Origin of the sequence: Aquamicrobium sp. LC103, from assembly GCF_001014615.2 — a bacterium.
Taxonomy (GTDB): domain Bacteria; phylum Pseudomonadota; class Alphaproteobacteria; order Rhizobiales; family Rhizobiaceae; genus LBCQ02.
Window position 1 is genome coordinate 418566 of the sequence record NZ_LBCQ02000003.1, and the last position, 18214, is coordinate 436779.

General features: G+C 66.3%; 19 protein-coding genes. 10 read left to right on the plus strand and 9 right to left on the minus strand.

The window, feature by feature from the left end; genetic code table 11:
- Window positions 1-92 precede the first annotated feature (92 nt).
- Complete coding sequence (locus tag XW59_RS08340; RefSeq protein ID WP_047143997.1) at window positions 93-1757, minus strand: Na/Pi cotransporter family protein; 1665 nt, start codon at window positions 1755-1757, stop codon at window positions 93-95.
- A 779-nt stretch (window positions 1758-2536) separates the two neighbouring features.
- On the opposite strand from XW59_RS08340, the gene dnaG reads away from it, so the two are divergent.
- The 3 genes from dnaG to XW59_RS08355 all read left to right on the plus strand — a co-directional run bounded on the left by dnaG (window position 2537) and on the right by XW59_RS08355 (window position 7777).
- On the plus strand, window positions 2537-4474 hold the full coding sequence (gene dnaG, locus XW59_RS08345; RefSeq protein WP_047143996.1) for a DNA primase: 1938 nt from the start codon (window positions 2537-2539) through the stop codon (window positions 4472-4474).
- Between the two features lie 411 nt (window positions 4475-4885).
- Window positions 4886-6901, plus strand: coding sequence for an RNA polymerase sigma factor RpoD (gene rpoD / locus XW59_RS08350; RefSeq protein WP_047143995.1), 2016 nt, complete (start codon window positions 4886-4888; stop codon window positions 6899-6901).
- A gap of 111 nt (window positions 6902-7012) precedes the next feature.
- Entirely contained in the window at window positions 7013-7777 is a 765-nt protein-coding gene (locus XW59_RS08355; RefSeq protein ID WP_052958002.1) for a YbaY family lipoprotein, read from the plus strand.
- Between the two features lie 164 nt (window positions 7778-7941).
- Here the strand turns inward: XW59_RS08355 and XW59_RS08360 are convergent, their stop codons facing one another.
- Both XW59_RS08360 and XW59_RS29305 read right to left on the minus strand, forming a co-directional pair.
- Window positions 7942-8847 carry a neutral zinc metallopeptidase gene (locus XW59_RS08360; protein WP_047143994.1) on the minus strand — a complete coding sequence of 302 codons (906 nt, stop codon included), beginning with the start codon at window positions 8845-8847 and terminating at the stop codon, window positions 7942-7944.
- Between the two features lie 143 nt (window positions 8848-8990).
- On the minus strand, window positions 8991-9164 hold the full coding sequence (locus XW59_RS29305; protein WP_170990114.1) for a hypothetical protein: 174 nt from the start codon (window positions 9162-9164) through the stop codon (window positions 8991-8993).
- A gap of 54 nt (window positions 9165-9218) precedes the next feature.
- Here XW59_RS29305 and XW59_RS08365 point away from each other — a divergent pair, with 54 nt between their 5' ends.
- Window positions 9219-10352: an endo-1,4-beta-xylanase gene (locus tag XW59_RS08365; RefSeq protein ID WP_047143993.1), complete on the plus strand. Its 1134-nt coding sequence runs from the start codon at window positions 9219-9221 to the stop codon at window positions 10350-10352.
- A gap of 306 nt (window positions 10353-10658) precedes the next feature.
- Window positions 10659-10895 (plus strand): hypothetical protein, encoded by a 237-nt coding sequence (locus tag XW59_RS29310; protein ID WP_047143992.1) that lies wholly within the window; start codon window positions 10659-10661, stop codon window positions 10893-10895.
- A gap of 5 nt (window positions 10896-10900) precedes the next feature.
- On the opposite strand, the gene XW59_RS08375 is transcribed toward XW59_RS29310, so the two are convergent.
- Together XW59_RS08375 and XW59_RS08380 are read right to left on the minus strand one after the other, a co-directional pair.
- Window positions 10901-12097 (minus strand): DUF418 domain-containing protein, encoded by a 1197-nt coding sequence (locus XW59_RS08375; protein ID WP_047143991.1) that lies wholly within the window; start codon window positions 12095-12097, stop codon window positions 10901-10903.
- Complete coding sequence (locus XW59_RS08380; RefSeq protein WP_246666031.1) at window positions 12097-12246, minus strand: TetR family transcriptional regulator; 150 nt, start codon at window positions 12244-12246, stop codon at window positions 12097-12099. Before XW59_RS08380 ends, XW59_RS08375 begins: the two co-directional genes overlap by 1 nt.
- Window positions 12247-12449: 203 nt before the next feature.
- Between XW59_RS08380 and XW59_RS08385 the strand changes: the two genes are divergently transcribed.
- On the plus strand, window positions 12450-12770 hold the full coding sequence (locus XW59_RS08385) for a multidrug efflux SMR transporter (RefSeq protein ID WP_047143990.1): 321 nt from the start codon (window positions 12450-12452) through the stop codon (window positions 12768-12770).
- A gap of 12 nt (window positions 12771-12782) precedes the next feature.
- Here the strand turns inward: XW59_RS08385 and XW59_RS08390 are convergent, their stop codons facing one another.
- The gene (locus XW59_RS08390) at window positions 12783-13421 is read right to left on the minus strand and encodes a LysE family translocator (protein ID WP_047143989.1); all 639 of its coding nucleotides are present in this window, start codon (window positions 13419-13421) and stop codon (window positions 12783-12785) included.
- Window positions 13422-13652: 231 nt separating this feature from the next.
- Between XW59_RS08390 and XW59_RS08395 the strand changes: the two genes are divergently transcribed.
- From XW59_RS08395 to XW59_RS08405, 3 genes are all read left to right on the plus strand, one after another.
- Window positions 13653-14138 (plus strand): heme-binding protein, encoded by a 486-nt coding sequence (locus XW59_RS08395; RefSeq protein WP_047143988.1) that lies wholly within the window; start codon window positions 13653-13655, stop codon window positions 14136-14138.
- Window positions 14139-14297: 159 nt separating this feature from the next.
- Window positions 14298-15050 (plus strand): metallophosphoesterase family protein, encoded by a 753-nt coding sequence (locus XW59_RS08400; protein WP_047143987.1) that lies wholly within the window; start codon window positions 14298-14300, stop codon window positions 15048-15050.
- Window positions 15051-15221: 171 nt separating this feature from the next.
- A complete protein-coding gene (locus tag XW59_RS08405) occupies window positions 15222-15872 on the plus strand; it encodes a glutathione S-transferase family protein (RefSeq protein ID WP_047143986.1) in 651 nt (216 codons plus the stop codon).
- 18 nt (window positions 15873-15890) lie between these two features.
- On the opposite strand, the gene map is transcribed toward XW59_RS08405, so the two are convergent.
- Both map and XW59_RS08415 read right to left on the minus strand, forming a co-directional pair.
- Window positions 15891-16697, minus strand: coding sequence for a type I methionyl aminopeptidase (map, locus tag XW59_RS08410; RefSeq protein WP_047143985.1), 807 nt, complete (start codon window positions 16695-16697; stop codon window positions 15891-15893).
- Window positions 16694-16906, minus strand: a complete 213-nt coding sequence (locus XW59_RS08415) for a ParD-like family protein (RefSeq protein ID WP_047144463.1) — start codon at window positions 16904-16906, stop codon at window positions 16694-16696. Before XW59_RS08415 ends, map begins: the two co-directional genes overlap by 4 nt.
- Before the next feature lie 259 nt (window positions 16907-17165).
- On the opposite strand from XW59_RS08415, the gene XW59_RS08420 reads away from it, so the two are divergent.
- Window positions 17166-17408: a hypothetical protein gene (locus XW59_RS08420; protein WP_047143984.1), complete on the plus strand. Its 243-nt coding sequence runs from the start codon at window positions 17166-17168 to the stop codon at window positions 17406-17408.
- Between the two features lie 75 nt (window positions 17409-17483).
- On the opposite strand, the gene XW59_RS08425 is transcribed toward XW59_RS08420, so the two are convergent.
- Window positions 17484-18200 (minus strand): GAD-like domain-containing protein, encoded by a 717-nt coding sequence (locus XW59_RS08425; protein WP_136067992.1) that lies wholly within the window; start codon window positions 18198-18200, stop codon window positions 17484-17486.
- Between the last annotated feature and the right edge of the window lie 14 nt (window positions 18201-18214).

Sequence of the window (18214 nt, forward strand, 5' to 3'; positions counted from 1 at the left end):
ACCGGACGAGGTGAGACCGTCCCCGCGAACGGCGCCTCTCCGGCAGCCGCGCCTGATCCTTCCCTGCGAAGCGGGGGGGTCCGAAGGACGATCTACAGCGCCTTCAGCCGCGACTCGCGCAGCAGGCCCTGCTCCTCCAGCACCGGATAGGCGATCGAGGCGAGCAGCGAGTTGATCTGCTTCAGGTCGCGCACCGTGTCGAGATGGAGCGAACTGGTCTCCAGGCTCCTCGCCGTGCCCTCGCGCAGGCGCTCGAAATGCCGCTGCGAGGTGTCACGCTCGAGATCGCGCAGGCGGTCCTTCTCGCGCACCAGCTCCAGCGCGGTGTCGCGGTCGCGTGAGATCAGCACGTTGAAGGCGAGCCGCGCATTGGCAAGCACGGAGGCATGCAGCCCGCTCAACTCGCGCCAGCCCTCCGGCGTGAAGGACAGTCCGCGGTCGAGCTTCTTCTTCACGTGGACCAGCATGTTGCGCACGACGATGTCGCCGACCTGCTCCAGCTTCACGCTCGCCCCGAGCAGTTCCTGGCAGCGCAGCGCCTGGTCCTCGCTCAGCGGCCGCGTGGTGAGCTTCGCCAGATAGAGCTTGATCGCCGCGTGCTTGCGGTCGAGCCGGTCGTCGAGGGCCGCCAGCGCCTTGATGCGGTCGCGGTCCGGCTCCTCGTAGAGCTCCATGATCTCCTTGAGCATGATCTCCACCGTCTCGCACACGCCGACCACCTCGCGCGTCGCGTTCGCGAGCGCCTGGCCGGGCAGGTCGAGCGCGCTTTCGTCGAGCGCGCTGAGCTCGACCGTTTCGAGCGAATCCACCGGCTCGGGCGGCGTGCCGAGCGCCACGAGGCCCTGCGAGGCGCGGTAGACGAGCCGCGCCAGCGGGATGCCGGCAATCAGGATCACGCAGTTGAAGAGGATGTGGGCGTTGATGATCTGGCCGGCGACGTCGGCGCCGAGGAACTCGACCGGTGGCCGGAACCAGAGGAACAGCGCCAGCATGACGAGCGAGCCGGCGCCGCGCATCAAGAGGTTGCCGATCGGCACCACCCGCGCGGCGGCGGGGGCGGCCCGCGTCAGGAGCGGCGCGATCACCGAGCTGCCGAGATTGACGCCGAGCACCATCACGATGCCGAGCTCCGGCGGAATGAAGCCGCGCCCGGCGAGCGTGACGAGCAGCAGCACGGCCGCGATCGAGGAGTGGAACAGCCACGTCATCAGCGCGGCGAGCAGATAGGCCGTCACCGGGTCGCCGGAGAAATAGTCGACGATCACCGGCAGCAGGCGGCTGTCGCGCAGCGGCTCCGAGGCGTGGCCGATCATCTCCAGCGACAGGATCAGCAGCGCGATGCCGACGAGGATGCGGCCGAACTGGCGCCAGGCGCGGCGCTCGGTGGCGAGGAACATCGTCGTGCCGGCCACCAGGCAGATCGGCACCAGCAGCGACAGGTCGAAGGAGAGGATCTTGACGACCAGCGCCGAGCCGATCTCCGCGCCGCGCACGGCGAGCTGGCCCGCCATGCCGCCGACGATGCCCGACCCGGCGAAGGAGCCGACGAGCAGCGTCACGGCGGTCGAGCTCTGGAAGGCGATGGCGAGCGCCGCGCCGACGATCACCGAAAGGAACGGATTGCGCATCGTCTCGCGCAGCTTCTGGCGCAACACGTCGCCATAGGCGCGCTCGACGCCGGTGCGCACCATGCGCGTGGCATAGAGCAGCAGCGCCACCGCGCCGGCGAGATGGACCAGAACGAGCGATCCGCTCATCGCCGCCCGCCCGCCGCGAGGGCGCCCGAAATGGATGAAAAGGCTGGAATCATGATCTGCAAATCACCGGAAAGCCTTATGGTTCCATGCGATCTTATATTAGCCGGATAATTTTTTCACCGCCAATTTACGACATCGGCGGGCCGGCCCATCCGATCGGCGGAGGCGAGCTCGCCGTCCGGTGAAACCCTGTGGCGACAAGGGGATGCGGGGCGATCGGCCACGTCCCGCCACTTCGTCATTTTCCGGGAGAGGAGCAGTCTCAGGCCCGCCAGGGCCAACGGTCCCTGCGCCATCGAGCCCCGCGCCTTCGTCGTCCTCGGGCTTGCCCCGAGGATCCATGCCGGAACCGTGGCGAGAGACGGAGCGGCACAGATACCCGCTCCCTGCCGAACGTCTAGGCATGGATTCCAGGGTCTGCGCCTGCGCTCCGGCTTCGCGCTGGAATGACGAATAGCGGGCGCAGCCGCTGCCCTCTTCTCCCCCGGGGAGAAGGCGGCCGCGCAGCGGCCGGATGAGGGGGAGCGCGCCGCTCGCCGGTATCCACGACGATTGGCCGCCGCGCGGGCAAGTCCCCCTCCCCCTTGTGGGGAGGGGTTAGGGGTGGGGGTGCGAAGCCGTGAGGATGCCGGCTGATTCCATATGCGATACACCTCCCCTTGTGGGGTGGGGGTAAGCCATATCCACCACCCCCCTGTGAATCACGGGCAAAGCCGCAGCCGCATGTCGCGCTTTTCCCGCTTCGTGCTTATATGGAAGGCTGAACGGGTCCCCATAGAATGCGCTTCACCACCTCCTTCCTCGATGAGATCCGCGACCGCGTGCCGATTTCCTCGGTCATCGGCCCGCGCGTCACCTGGGACAGGAAGAAGACCAACACCTCGCGGGGGGACTTCTGGGCATGCTGCCCCTTCCACGGCGAGAAATCGCCGAGCTTCCACTGCGAGGACAAGAAGGGCCGCTATCATTGCTTCGGATGCGGCGTTTCCGGCGACCATTTCCGCTTCCTGACCGAGCATGACGGGCTGAGCTTTCCGGAAGCGGTGGAGCGCGTGGCCGAGATGGCCGGCGTGCCCATGCCCGCCCGCGACGTCGAGGCCGAGAAGCGCGAGAAGGAGCGCACCTCGCTCATCGACGTGATGGAGATGGCGACGGCCTTCTTCCAGGAACGGTTGCACAGCGCCGACGGCGCCAGGGCCAGGGCCTATCTGCGCGACCGCGGCCTTTCCTCCGTCACCCAGCAGAAATTCCGGCTCGGCTTCGCGCCCGACAGCCGCAACGCGCTGAAGGAGCACCTCGCCGGCAAGGGCGTGACCAAGGAGCAGATCGAGGCCTGCGGGCTGGTGCGCCACGGGTCCGACGTGCCGGTCTCCTACGACTGGTTCCGCGACCGCATCATGTTCCCGATCCCGGATTCGCGCGGTCGCGTCATCGCCTTCGGCGGCAGGGCGATGTCGGCCGACATTCCGGCGAAATACATGAACTCGCCCGAGACCGAGCTCTTCCACAAGGGCAACGTGCTCTTCAACTTCGCCAATGCGCGCAAGGCGCAGGTCAAGGCCGGCACCGTCATCGCCGTCGAGGGCTACATGGACGTGATCGCGCTCGCCCAGGCCGGCTTCGAGAATGCGGTCGCTCCCCTCGGCACGGCGCTGACCGAAAACCAGTTGGAGCTTCTGTGGCGCATGACCGGCGAGCCGGTGCTCTGCTTCGACGGTGACCAGGCCGGCCTCAAGGCCGCGTGGCGGGCTGCCGACCTCGCCTTGCCGATGATCCAGGCCGGACGGACGCTGCGTTTCGCGCTCTTGCCGGAGGGCAAGGATCCGGACGACATCGTCCGCGACGAAGGGGCTGCCGGTTTCCAGCAGGTTCTCGCCGAGGCGCGTCCGCTCGCCGAGCTGCTCTGGCTGCGCGAGACCTCGGGCGGCGTCTTCGACACGCCGGAGCGGCGCGCCGAGCTCGAAAAATCGCTGCGCGAGCTCACCGGCCGCATTCGCGACGAAAGCGTGCGCCGCCATTACCAGCAGGACATGCGCGAGCGCGTGAACAGCTTCTTCGGCGCCCAGCGCCCGCAGCGCGGCCGGGGAGGCGACAACGATCGCGGCTACGGCCCGCGCGGGCGGCCGGGCCAGGCCACGGGCCGGCTGGCGATGACGGAAAGCCTCGCCCGCTCGGCGCTGGTCAAGAGCGGCGGCGGCACCCCGCCCCTGCGCGAGACCACCATGCTGGTCGCCATGGTCAATCACCCGCTTCTGCTCGACGAATATTTCGAGGCGTTCGAGGACATGGCGCTGAGCCATCCCGACCTGCGCCGGCTGCACAGCGCCCTGCTCGACGCCATGGCCCACGGCACCGCGCATGAGAGGCAGGCGCTGGTCGGGGCAATCGAGGCGGCCGGCCTCGGCGAGATCTGGCAGCGCGCCGTGGCGCTCATCCGCAAGGCGCGGCAATGGACCGCACTCGAGGACGCCGCGCTCGACGACGTGCGCGAGGCGTTCGGCCAGGCGGCGGCGCTCTATTCGCGGGCCCGCGAGCTGCGCCAGCAGCGCGCCAGCGTCCAGGCGGCGCTTGCCGAGGCTGTGGAAAACGGGGAAGAACAGTCGAGCCAGCACCTCCTGCAGGTGCTCAACACGATCAGCGTCGACATCGCCAATCTCGAGCGGCTGGAGGCGCTGGTCGACGGTTTCGGCGTCTCTTCCGGCCGGGTTGCCGGCTGACGCCGCGCGCCGGCGCCCTTGCGGATGCGTTTTTGCGTTCTACATATGGGGCGCAGGGAAAGCGCGGCCATATGGCGCGCCGTCGTTTCAGGACCCCGAGAACGGCGACCGGATTCGCAATTGATTCGCTTTTTTATCGCGAATCATGTCTCTGCCGCTTGACCTTCCGCTAGAATGACGGAATCAGGACGACCATAAAAGTTAATGTGCGGGTATTTTTCCCGCCCTGCTGATGAACGGCGGAACGCTGGGTCGTGGACGGGCAAAGGTTCCCGCCATATATGCAGGGTTAATCGGGAATTAAGGTAAAAGCGATTATCGCGGCTAAATCGCGGGATTCGCTTGATTTTCCCGCTAACGCAGGAGCCGGGGCGGCTTCGACGTACTCTCGTCTGCTTGGAGATACAGCATATGGCGACTAAAGAAAAGGAAGAGGTCGAAACCGAACGCGACGGAGCCACCGACGGCCCTCTGCTCGACCTTTCCGACGACGCTGTCAAGAAGATGATAAAGCTCGCGAAGAAGCGCGGCTATGTCACGATGGATGAATTGAACGCCGTCCTGCCTTCCGAGGAGGTCACCTCCGAGCAGATCGAGGACACGATGGCGATGCTTTCCGACATGGGCATCAACGTCGTCGAGGACGACGAGAATGCCGAGGATGCGGAAGCCGACGGCGGCGGCAACGAGGAGGAGGAAGCGACGGAGCTTGCCGAGCAGACCGGCACGGCCGTCGTCGCCACCACCAAGAAGGAACCGACCGACCGCACCGACGACCCTGTGCGCATGTATCTGCGCGAGATGGGCTCGGTGGAGCTTCTGTCGCGCGAGGGCGAGATCGCGATCGCCAAGCGCATCGAGGCCGGCCGCGAGACGATGATCGCGGGGCTGTGCGAGAGCCCGCTGACCTTCCAGGCGCTGATCATCTGGCGCGACGAGCTCAACGAATCCAAGATCCTGCTGCGCGAGATCATCGATCTCGAGGCCACCTATGCCGGCCCGGAGGCCAAGCAGGCGCCCGTCGTCGTGCGCGCCGACGAGGACGAGAAGCCGAAGGCCGAGGAAAAGCCGCGCCGCTCGCGCGAGGACGACGACATCACCAATGTCGGCGGCGAAACCCGTGCCGAGGAAGAGGACGACGAGGAGGACGAGGCCAATCTGTCGCTCGCCGCGATGGAGGCCGAGCTGCGTCCCCAGGTGATGGAGACGCTGGACGTCATCGCCTCCACCTACAAGAAGCTCCGCAAGCTGCAGGATCAGCAGGTTGAGGCGCGCCTGGCGGCCGCCGGCGCGCTTTCCTCCAGCCAGGAGCGCTCCTACAAGAAGCTCAAGGAAGAGCTGATCACGGCGGTGAAGTCGCTGTCGCTCAACCAGGCCCGCATCGAGGCGCTGGTCGCGCAGCTCTACGACATCAACAAGCGCCTGGTGCAGAACGAGGGCAGGCTGCTCAGGCTTGCCGAGAGCTATGGCGTGCGCCGCGAGGAGTTCCTGAAGGAATATCAGGGCACCGAGCTCGATCCGAACTGGATGAAATCGATCGCCAACCTGTCGGGTCGTGGCTGGAAGGAGTTCTATCAGAACGAGAAGGACACGATCCGCGACATCCGCGCCGAGATCCAGAATCTCGCCACGGAAACCGCGATCTCGATCGCCGAGTTCCGCAAGATCGTGAACCAGGTCCAGAAGGGCGAGCGCGAGGCCGCGATCGCCAAGAAGGAGATGGTCGAGGCCAACCTCCGCCTCGTGATCTCGATCGCCAAGAAATACACCAACCGCGGCCTGCAGTTCCTCGACCTGATCCAGGAAGGCAATATCGGCCTGATGAAGGCGGTCGACAAGTTCGAGTATCGTCGCGGCTACAAGTTCTCCACCTACGCGACCTGGTGGATCCGGCAGGCCATCACCCGCTCGATCGCCGACCAGGCGCGCACCATCCGCATCCCGGTCCACATGATCGAGACGATCAACAAGATCGTGCGGACCTCGCGCCAGATGCTGCACGAGATCGGCCGCGAGCCGACCCCGGAGGAACTGGCCGAGAAGCTGGCGATGCCGCTGGAGAAGGTGCGCAAGGTCCTCAAGATCGCCAAGGAGCCGATCTCGCTCGAAACGCCGGTCGGCGACGAGGAGGATTCGCACCTCGGCGACTTCATCGAGGACAAGATGGCCGTGCTGCCGATCGACGCGGCGATCCAGGCCAATCTGCGCGAGACCACCACGCGGGTGCTCGCCTCGCTCACCCCGCGCGAGGAGCGCGTGCTGCGCATGCGCTTCGGCATCGGCATGAACACCGACCACACGCTGGAGGAAGTCGGCCAGCAATTCTCGGTCACCCGCGAACGTATCCGCCAGATCGAGGCCAAGGCGCTCAGGAAGCTCAAGCACCCGAGCCGCAGCCGCAAGCTGCGCTCGTTCCTCGACAGCTGATTCCGCGAAACGCGGTCCGAAGTCTCGACCCGGCCGGCGCAAGCTGGCCGGGTTTTTCTTTATGGGTTATGTTTCGCGTGAAGGGATCGTCATTGTTAAAGGATTTCTCTCATGAATTTCTCGGCCGCAAGGCTCTTGCCGACGATCCTGCTCGTGCTGGGTGTCGTCCTTCATTCCGCGTCCGCCATGGCTGAAGCCAGGACGATCCAGGGCAACGTCGTCTATCGCGAGCGTGTCGCCCTGCCGCCGGCCGCGGTGATCGAGGTGCAGCTCGTCGACGTCTCACTCGCCGACGCGCCGGCCAGGACCATCGCCGAAACCAGGATGACGGCCGACCGGCAGGTGCCGATCCCCTACGAGCTTCGCTACGACGATGCCGAAATCCAGCCCGGCCATTCCTACGCCCTTCAGGCGCGGATCACGGTGGAGGACCGGCTCTGGTTCATCAACACCACCCGCCATTCCGTTCTCGCCGGCGGAAAGGACGAGACCGACATCCTGGTCGAGCGCGTCGGCGCGGAGACCCAGGCGCCAACGGTCGAAAGCCCCGTCGGGCGCTGGCTCGCCGAGGACATTCGCGGCGGCGGCGTCATCGACAACCTCCAGACCGTGCTGGAGATCGGCGAGGACGGCGCTGTGACCGGCAGCGGCGGCTGCAACCGCATGACCGGAAAGGCGACGGTCTCCGGCGCCGACATCACCTTCGGCCCGATCGCCAGTACGCGGATGGCCTGTCCGCCGGCGGTGATGGATCAGGAAGGCAAGTTCTTCGCCGCCCTCGATGAGGTCCGCTCCTGGCGCATCGACGCGCAGCGCGGGAAGCTGGAACTTCTCGGCCAGGACGGCGCGGTGCTGGTCACCCTCGCCGGCATGTGAGCGAACGCCGACGCGCCGTCATCTCGGCGCCTCCTTCATGGTGAGCTTGAGAACCACATGCGCCACCGGCCCCGCGATGCGGTCATCGGCAGCGCCCCACCGCCCTCATCCCGAGGTGCGACCCTGAGCTTGTCGAAGGGGAGCCTCGAAGGACGCACGACCCTTCACACCGGATTGTTGAACGTGTCGCAATCGGCGAGCCGGCCGTTGCGCAGGCCGTTCTCGAACCATGTCCGCCTCTGTTCCGACGTGCCGTGGTTGAAGCTGTCGGGCACGACATAGCCCTGCGTGCGCCGCTGCAGCGTGTCGTCGCCGATCTGGTTGGCCGCGTTCAGCGCCTCCTCGATGTCGCCCTGCTCCAGCAGGCCCTTCTGGTCGGTGTAGTGCGCCCAGATGCCGGCGAAGCAGTCCGCCTGCAATTCGACGCGGATCGACATCTGGTTCTGCTCGACCTGGCTCATGCCCTGGCGCATCTGGTTGAAGCGCGGCAGCACGCCGATCAGGTTCTGCACGTGATGGCCGACCTCGTGCGCGATGACGTAGGCCTGCGCGAAATCCCCCGAGGCGCCGAACTGCCGCTCGAGCTGGTCGAAGAAGCCGAAGTCGAGATAGAGCTTCTTGTCGCCCGGGCAGTAGAACGGTCCGGCGGCGGCGGACGCAAAGCCACAGGCCGAGCGCACGCCGTCGTTGAAGATGACCATGGTCGGCTCCTGGTACTGCAGGCCTTCCGACTGGAAGATGCCGTTCCAGACGTCCTCCGTCTCGGCCAGCACCACGGAAACGAATTGCGTCATCTCGTCGTTCGCGCCCGGCTGGGTCTGGGTGGTCGTCGTTCCGCCGCTCGGCCCCTCGCCGGTCAGCACCTGCATCGGATCGATGCCGCAGGCACGCAGGGCGAAGAACAGGACCACCAGGATGATGATGCCGGAAAGCCCGCCGCCGCCGAGGCCGCGGCCGACCGGAATGCGCATCGGTCCGCCGCCGAACCCGCCGCGCCCAAAGCCTCCGGGCGCGCCCTGCCCGCGGCGATCCTCGACATTCCCGCTTTCGCGACGGCCTTTCCAACGCATCTCTTCGTCCTCGCTTGCGGGCCGCGCCGGCCCCTGATGCAGAAATCCACAAGCGGAAAACTAGCCGAAGGGATGACGCAAGTCACAGGGATTCTTGAGTGACCGGCAACGGCCATCGGCGATCTTGATCAGTCCTTGCCGTGTCAGTCCTTGCCGCGCCGGTCCGAACTCATCGCGCGCTCCTCGAACCGCTCGCCGCCCTTCTTCAGGTCGGAGCCCTTGCGCGCCTCGGTCCTGCGCTCCTCCTTCATCGCCTCGCGGTGCACCCGCTCGGCTGATTCCTGGCCCTTCTTCGATTGCGCTTCCTTCATGCCCATCTCGGCATCCTCCGTTGGCGAAACCCGGCCGGTCCCGGTTTACCAAGTTAATGCATGGCCGCCCGCGCCGTTCCGGCATCTGCTAATAAAGGCGCAGCGAAGATCCAGGGAGACAGGACGCTGCCCAGCCGCCGCGAAATCCTTGCCTGCACCGCCGCCGCGCTCGCCGCGGCGGCCCTTCCCGCGCGTGCAGGCGCCGCGGCCCCTTCCCTGCGCGAGATCGGCAGCGCCAGGGGAATCGAGGTCGGCAGCGCTTTTTCCGGCTCCGGCTCGCCGGAATATCTCGAGATCCTGCGCACCCATTGCGACGTGATCACGCCCGAATGGCAGATCAAGCCGCATTTCCTCAAGCCCGACCGCTTCGGCCCCTACCGCTTCGCCGAGGCCGACGCGATCCGCGATTTCTGTCGCGAGAACGGCCAGAAGCTGCACGGCCACGCGCTGTTCTGGCACGCCGACGCCATCCGCTGGGCCGAAAGCGGGAATTTCTCCACCGTCAAGCGCCTCTATGGCGGCTTCCTGCGCGACGTCGTCGCCCATTACGCCGACGTCCCGAGCTGGGACGTGGTCAACGAGATCGTCGAGGAACAGACGCCGCTGCGCGATGATTTCCTCCTCTCGCGCTTCGGCCACGACTTCGTCGATTTCTGTTTCCGCACGGTGCATGAGGCGGCGCCCGAAGCGCGCCTCGTCGTCAACGACTACAACCTCTCCTGCGGGGAAAGCTGGTGCGACGCCAAGCGCGCCAACATGCTTCGCCTGCTCGAAAGCCTCCTGAAGCGCGGCACGCCGGTCCACGCCGTCGGCATGCAGTGCCATCTCTCCTCGCGCTACGAAACCTCGCCGCGCGCCGCCGCCGAATTCGTCCGCCAGGTCGCCGATCTCGGCCTCGACATCTACATCTCCGAGCTCGATCTCAACGACGTCGATTTCGCCGACGACGTCGCCACGCGCGACCGTCAGGTCGCCGACCACTACGAGGAATTCCTCTCCGCCATGCTCGCCAACAAGGCGGTCAGGCGCGTCTGCTTCTGGGGCATTTCGGACTCGGCCAACTGGATCGCCAGGGGCCATGGCGAGGCCGACCGCAAGCCGGACCCGCGCCCGGTGCTCTTCGACGCGAACGACGAGCCCAAGCCCGCCTTCGACGCGGTCCGCCGCGCGCTCGAGGCGGCACCCGCGCGGTAACGGGTAACGCAGGCCGATTTCCTCTTTGCGGACGAGGAACCCCCCACCCTGCCCCCTCCCCACAAGGGAGGAGTATTTTGCGCGATGTTTCGCCAGCGCCAATCGTCGACGATCAGCCGGCATTGCGGCCGGAGATTCCCCTCCCCTCGTGGGGATGGGTTAAGGGTGGCGGTGTGGCAGCGAAAACATGCGCGGTCGCGGACGGCCCCCTCGCCGGTTCCCGGAGATCGCCATCATCGTTAACGAGCGGTTAAGCCTCCGCCGCTACGCTCCGGCCGCACCTCCTTCCGTCCGCCCGCCAAGCTTATGAAGCCCATTCCGAAGAACAGCCTCGCGCCCCTCGTCGACCTCGCCTCCTCGCGAAGCCTCGACCTGTTCTTCCGCGTCGGACAGGGCTATGTCGCACGCGCCGATCCGCGCCACGGCGGCGCGGCGCGCTCGCTCTCGCCGCACGGCGTCCAGTCGCGCGCCGCCGAGCGCATCCTCTGCCTGATGACGCCCGCGCCCCGCAAATCCGGCCCGCTCCTGCGCATCGCCGGCTGAAAGGCTTAGGCGGGCTTCCTGCGCCAGCGCGGCCGGCCGGCGATCGTCACGGCGCGCAACAGCCACTCGATCGGCCCGTAGGCGAAATTCCCCATCCACCATCGGCTGAAGAGGAGCTGGGCAAGAAAGAGCGCGGCCGCGAAGGCCGCGGCCGCCAGCGGCGAGATTTCGCCCATCATGCGCAATCCGTAAGCCAGGAAGACGAAGGCGCAGACCAGGGATTGCAGGAGATAGTTGGAAAGCGCCATCCGCCCGGCCGGCGCCAGCGCCCGCGCGACCCTGTGCCCCGCTGGGCTCTGGAACGCCAGCATCGCGCCGGCCGCATAGGCGCCGGCCAGAAACGGCGCGGTCGCCAGGCCCACCACGAGCCCGAGAATCTCCCATCCCGTGGCCTCAAGATAGATCGAGCAGAAGGCGAAGACGAAAGCTCCGGGCAGGCCCACGGCCAAGCCGACGCGCAGCAGGCGGCGAAAGAGCCCGACATGGGCCTCGGCCCGCGTGAATATCTCCCGCCTTCCCGCGACGAAGCCGATCAGGAACATCGCCAGCGCGCATGGCGCCTGCATCAGGCCGAGAACGACCCACACCCAGGAAAGTTCGCGCAGATGCTGAGCGATGACGCTCGCCGGCGTCCCGCGATAAGCCAGCATCGCCGCCTGCGCATTCGCGGCGGCTTCGGCAATGACGGCCTCCTGGTCGGGGTCGATCGCCGCGAGCAGACCGATCGCCGCCCACAGGATCACGGTTCCGGCGATCAGCCAGAAGGCGAGCCTGAGCATGCGCCGCTCGCTTTGCCGGCGCAGCATCAGCAGCACCACGCCGAGCACCGCGTAGGTGGTGAGGATGTCGCCGTGGAAGAGCAGCACCGCATGGGCGAGCCCGATCACCCACAAGCCGGCCTGTCGGCGCAGGAGGCGCGGCACGAAGGCCTCGCCGGACCGTTCGGCCGACTGCATCTGCAAGGTGAAGCTGTAGCCGAAGAGGAAGGAGAACAGGAGATAGAACTTGGTTGCGAAGAAAAGTTCGGTCGCGAACAGAACCAGACGGTCCTGGGCGCGGTCGAAGGCAGGATCGACGGCGCCGGAGGCGTAATAGGCCGAGGCGAACGCGGTGACGTTGACGACGAGGATGCCGAAGAGGGCTAGACCGCGCAGCGCGTCCACGTCGACGATGCGTTCTTTCTCGGAAACCGGAATTTCCATCACCTGTCTCCCGGCTGCGTACGGCAAATGTCGGCCAGCAGCGCGGCATGGAGATCCGGGGTCATGCCCGCACCCGCGCAGATTTCCGCCGTGCCGGACCGGCGAAATCCCTTTTGGGCGAAACAGGACTTGGCGACGTCGATGATCACTTGGCGCCATCCCGCATGTTCTTCGGATCGATCTTTCGCATGGAGGCGCCGATCAATTGATAGACCAGTCTATCTGATGGAAAGAAACGCCATGGTCAATCAGCGCGCAACCGGCCCGCTGGTCGCCTCCCCGGCGCGTTTCCAACCCGCCGCCGATGCGATATGAGCCAACAGTCGGGATTCATCGAAAAGGACGGCGGAAAATGGCGTGGCTCTACCTTGTCGTGGCCGGAATTCTGGAAATCGTCTGGGCGAGCTTCATGAAGGAGTCGCAGGGCTTCACGCGGCTCATGCCCACCATCGTCACCTTCGTGGCGATGGCTGCCTCCTTCTGGCTGCTGGCGGTCGCCATGCGCTCCCTGCCGCTCGGCACCGCCTATGCGATCTGGACCGGCATCGGCGCCGTCGGCGCCTTCCTCGTCGGCATCGCCATCATGGGCGAGCCGGCCACGCTCGGCCGCATCGTCAGCGCGCTGCTGCTCGTTTCCGGCATGATCGGGCTCAAGCTGACCTCGGGCCACTGACGGCGGGCCTTTTCACGCCCTCCACAACAGCAGCCGCAGCCCGGCCGCGCCGAACATCAGCGCCAGCGTCGCCTCGATCCAGCGTTTCGCCCGGCCGTAGAGCCGCGCCACCGGCGCGGACGAGAACACCAGCGCATAGCCGCCGAATATGGTGATGCCGAGCACGGCGCAACCGGCGATGATCGCCGCCACCGTATGGGCCGGCGCGTCGGACCTGAGCCCCAGCGACATGATGGCGATCCAGGCGAGGATCGCCTTCGGATTGGTCAGGTGCAGCAGCAGGCCGCCGAGATAGAGCTTGCGTAGCGACTTCGCCGCCGGCGCTGTCGGGCCGGTGGCCGGCGCGGCGCTCCGCATCGCCGCTTTCGCCGATTTCCAGGCGAGATAGAGCAGGTAGAAGCCGCCGGCGATCTTGATCAGGGTGATCGCCTGGGCGTAGCTCGCCAGGATCGCCGAGATGCCGAGCCCGGCCAGCGTCGCCCAGAACAGCGAGCCCGTCACCACGCCCGAGGCGAGCGCAAGCGCCGCCGCCCTGCCCCGGCTCATCGCCACGCCCATGATCGCCATGTTGCTCGGCCCGGGGCTCGCCGTCCCGATCACATAGACCAGGTAGACCGCCAGGAGGTGCTGTATCTCGCCTGCAAGCTGCATCGTGTTTCCGCCTTCCGCCGGAAGTTCGGGACCGATCTCGCACGGCCCGCGAGGCCGCGCAAGGACCAGCGCCCGCTCGACCGACTGCGCCAGCCGCCGATGGTCTTGGTCTCCGGCAACGCGGCCCCCAACCCTGGCGGGTTTCGACGCCGTCTATGTGATAAGTCCCTAATTATACAGCGGGCACAAAGCGCGATAGCTTTCCACGTTGACTGAAAAAGGAGAGGTCCTATGATTCGCAAACTCGTGCTCGCAGCGGCGCTTCTCGCCCCCACCGCCGCCACCGCGCAGGAACTGCCGACCACCCCCTATCTGCCGCTTGAAACCGCGATCAAGGCGGCCCAGGCCGCGCTGGAAGCCTGCGTTGCCGAAGGCAACAATGTCAGCGTCGCCGTCGTGGCGCGCGATGGCGCCACCAAGGTGCTGCTCAAGGCCGACAATTCCGGCCCGCACACGGGTTCGAGCGCCGAAGGCAAGGCCTTCACCTCGGCCGCGCTCGGCCGCGACACGGCGGGGCTCGCCGGGTTCATCGCCTCGGAGCCGGCGAATGCCGGGATGCGCAACATGGATTCGCGCATGGTCATCCAGGGCGGCGGCCTGCCCGTCAGGATCGGCGACGCGCTGGTGGGCGGCATCGGCGTGGGCGGCGCGCCTTCGGGCGATATCGACGCGAACTGCGCCGCCGCGGGTCTCAGCGCCATCGGCGCCGCCCAGTAGTCCCCGCCCATCCGGGCTCCGCGCGGCCCGCCTCGCGGCGGGTCGCGATCCGGCCGGGCGCCTCCGTGACGCAGCCGACATACCGTCCCGTGATCGCCGGGACCACCTGACATTCCCGCAGCCAGCGGCTACAAATCGGCGGCAGCAGGGAGCAGGCTGATGAGAATAGCGGTCCTCGCCGACATCCACGGCAATGTCGTGGCCCTCGATGCCGTCCTCGACGATCTCGACAGGCGCGGCGGCGCCGATCTCGTCGTCAATCTCGGCGATTGCGTTTCCGGGCCGCTCTGGCCGCGCGAGACCTTCGAGCGCCTTGAAGGGCTCGCCGCGCCCACCGTCCGCGGCAACCATGACCGCCGCGTCGCCGGGGACGAGCCGGACGCGATGTGGCCGTCCGACCGCTTCGCCCGTGACCGGCTGACACCCGAACGGCTCGGCGCGCTCGCCGCCCTGCCCCTCCGGCTGGAGGTCGCGCCCTCGGTGCTCGCCTTTCATGCGCGCCCCGACCACGACGAACGCTATCTCACCGAGACCATCGCCGGCGGCCGTCTCGTCCGCGCGCCGGTGGCGGCGATCGAAAAGCGCCTGGCCGGGCTCGATCCCGCCTTCAGGCTGCTGCTTTGCGGCCACAGCCACCGGCCGGAGCTCGTTTGGCTTCCCGACGGCCGCACGATCTTCAATCCGGGAAGCGTCGGCGACCCCGCCTATTTCGACGACACCGAGCCGGCGCACGCCTCGGAACAGGGTTCGCCGCATGCCCGTTACGGCATCGTCGACATGGAGGATGGCGGCGCGGCGCGCTTCGAGTTCCTCGCCGTCGCCTATGACTGGGAGCGTGCCGCGCGCCGGGCCGAGCAGGCGGGCCGGCCGGAATGGGCCCACGCGCTGCGCACGGGCTTCATGCCGGTTTGACGGCGCCGGGCGCGGGAACGCTGCCGCTTTTCCGAGGCCGCTTGTCGAAAGGCGCGCCCGCCATTCGTCCTCTGGATGCGAAACGCAAAACCGGAGAAAGACCATGAGAAGGATCGTCGCGATCGTTCGAGCCACGCTCGATCGCATCATGCAATCACGCGGAGGCAGCCAATGACCCCCGTCATCACCGCCTTTGAACGCTCGCCCGACGGCGGCAGGGGGCTGGCGCGCGACATGCGCGTCCGCTGGGCGCTCGAGGAAGCGGGCCGGCCCTACGACGTCCGTCTTGTCTCGTTCGAGGCGATGAAGGAGCCCGCGCATCGGGCACTTCATCCCTTCGGGCAGATTCCGACCTATCAGGAAGGCGATCTCGCCCTGTTCGAGTCCGGGGCGATCGTGTTTCATATCGCGCAACGCCATGCCGGCCTGCTGCCCGGCGACGCGAATGCCAGGGCGCGCGCGATCACGTGGATGTTCGCCGCGCTCAACACGGTGGAACCGCCGATCGTCGAGCGCGAGCAGGCCCCCTACGCGGAGGGCGACAAGCCCTGGCACCAGGAGCGCCTGCCGATCCTCGAGGGTCGCATCCGCGTGCGGCTGGGAGAGCTCTCCGACCGGCTCGGCGATGCCGACTGGCTCGACGGCGCGTTCAGCGCCGGCGACCTGTTGATGGTCATGGTGCTGCGCAGATTGGAAGGAATGGGCATTCTGGAGGAGTATCCTAACCTCTCCGCCTATGTCGCCCGCGGCGAGACGCGGCCCGCTTACAAGCGGGCCTACGACGCTCAGGCGGCGGTTTTCACCGCCGCATCGACCGGCTGACGAAGGCTCGCTGCGGGCTCAACCGAAAGAAGCGGCGGAGGCCCGGCTGTGTCGCGACAAGGACATGTCTGGTTCGTCCGGACGCAGCGTCAGCACCGACACGCCGGAAGCCGTAACGGCGACGGTGTGCTCGAACTGCGCGGAAAGCGACCCGTCCCTCGTCACGACGGTCCAGCCGTCGGCCTCGGTCCTCACGCTGCGCCGGCCCCGATTGAGCATCGGCTCGATCGTGAAAACCATGCCCTCGCGCAGCGCGAGGCCGGTTCCCGGCTTTCCGAAATGCCGAACCTGCGGCTCCTCGTGCATCTCCCGGCCGATGCCGTGCCCGCAATATTCACGCACCACGGAACAGCCGTTTCGCTTGGCATGCCGTTCGATCGCCCAGCCGATGTCTCCGAGCCGCGCGCCCGGGCGAACCGCCCGGATGCCCATCCACATGGCTTCGTAGGTGGTCTGGACCAGCCTCCTGGCGGCTGGATTTACCTCGCCGACGAGGTAGGTCTTGCTGGAATCCGCGATATAGCCGTTCTTCTCCAGCGTGATGTCGAAATTGACGATGTCGCCGTCCCGAAGCACGTCCGCCCGTGAGGGAACGCCGTGGCAGACCACGTCGTTGACCGAGGAATTCAACACGAAACCGTAGCCGTACTGGCCCTTGCTCGCGGGTCGGGCCCGGAGATCGTCCACGATGAAACGCTCGACCATGTCGTTGACCTGAAGCGTCGACATGCCGGCGAGCGCGGTTCGATCCAGCAATTCGAACACGGACGCCAGCAGCCGGCCGGATTCGGCCAGCAACGCCAGCTCCCGAGGCTCTTTCGTCATGCTTCACCCAGGGCCAGCGATTGCGCCGAAACGCCCGCGGAACTGAGCTCGCGCTCGATGATCTCGGTGAAGCTGAGCGTCGGATTGGTCTCGCACAGCATGCCGACCTTGATCCAGTAGGCGGCCTGCGCATTGATCGAACGAAACGATACCGTGCTCGCCTTGCGCACCTGATCGTGCAGGTCGTCGTCTATGTTCACGATGCCCACCGGAGGCTCCATATATGTTTCGTATATGGAGCGTATATAGATCATGCAGGAGAAAGCCAAGGGGCCGCGTCGAAAGTCCTCCGTTCGAGCAGCGTCGCCGCAACGCCGCTCGGCAGGTCCGAAGCGGCGGGGTTGGGGGGTGGAAAGCGGACAGTTCGCTTTTCGGGTGGTTTGCGACGGGCCGCTAGGGGGGTGGGAGCGAAACGCTATTTTGCATAGCCTTCGTGACAGGAGCCACAATGAAGGTTAACCTTCCTATATGAACGAGTATCAGGACAGCTTTGTAATAACGCGGGCCATCCTTCGGGTTGCCGCCTCCTGGTTGGCGCTGTTCGCCGTCTTCCAGCTCTATCTGTTCGCGCTCGGCACGGATCTCGTGACCGCCTTTGAGCAGTGGTCGTTTTCCAAGCTGCTGCTGCATGGCATGCTGATAGGTGCAATCTTGGGAATTGGCGGAGGCATTCTGCCGCGCCTATGGAGACGGTTCAGGTCGCGAACCTAGGTGACGGCAGATATAGGGTGAAAAGCGACAGGCCGCTGCACATTCCGCGCGTCTCGACCAACAGCAGCGGTCTCTCTATCCGATAGGCCGCACTGCCGCGAATCCATCCGGCGAAAGCTTGGTCAGATGGAACGTGTCGAGCTGGGCGAGGATGGTGAAATGTCCCAGCGCCTCGACACGCTTGATATTCTCGACGCGCCCCGCTGATTGCCCCCGACCCGACAATGCCAATGCGGGGAAGAAACCATAGCACTCGCCGGAAGCGAGCGATCCGTATTCCTTACGGCACCGCTCGAACATCGGCTTGCCGTCCACATCGGCATAGTCAACATCATCTGCGGAGAACGGGAAGATCGACAGGACCGTCCTCTCGTCGTTGTCGGCCAGGACGGCGTCGGCCTGTTCGCCCTTGAAAACGGTCGGTGCAAGCGTGCGCGAAAAAACCATTCCGCGGGGAAGATCGATGCGCACCACACCATGCCTGCGCGACCATATGTAGAGATAGCCGAAAGCCGTGTAGGCAAGCACGACGCAATCCCTGTGGTCGAAATCCTTATCCGATTTGAAGATGAGCGGCAGTATCGATGCGAATTTCACCGGGTCGCACATCTGGAAAAGCCCGTCGAAGAACGAGCCTATGCCACAGGCCGCCCAGAACTCCTTTATCGTGCCAGGTACGCATTCCCCCAGGGTGCTCAGCTTTTCCACAGACAGCGGCATACTGTTCTGCGGCATCCCGATGTCGTTGATAATTTCCTGGAATTCTTTTGTTAGGCTCATCGACCATCTCACTCTGATGACCCGCG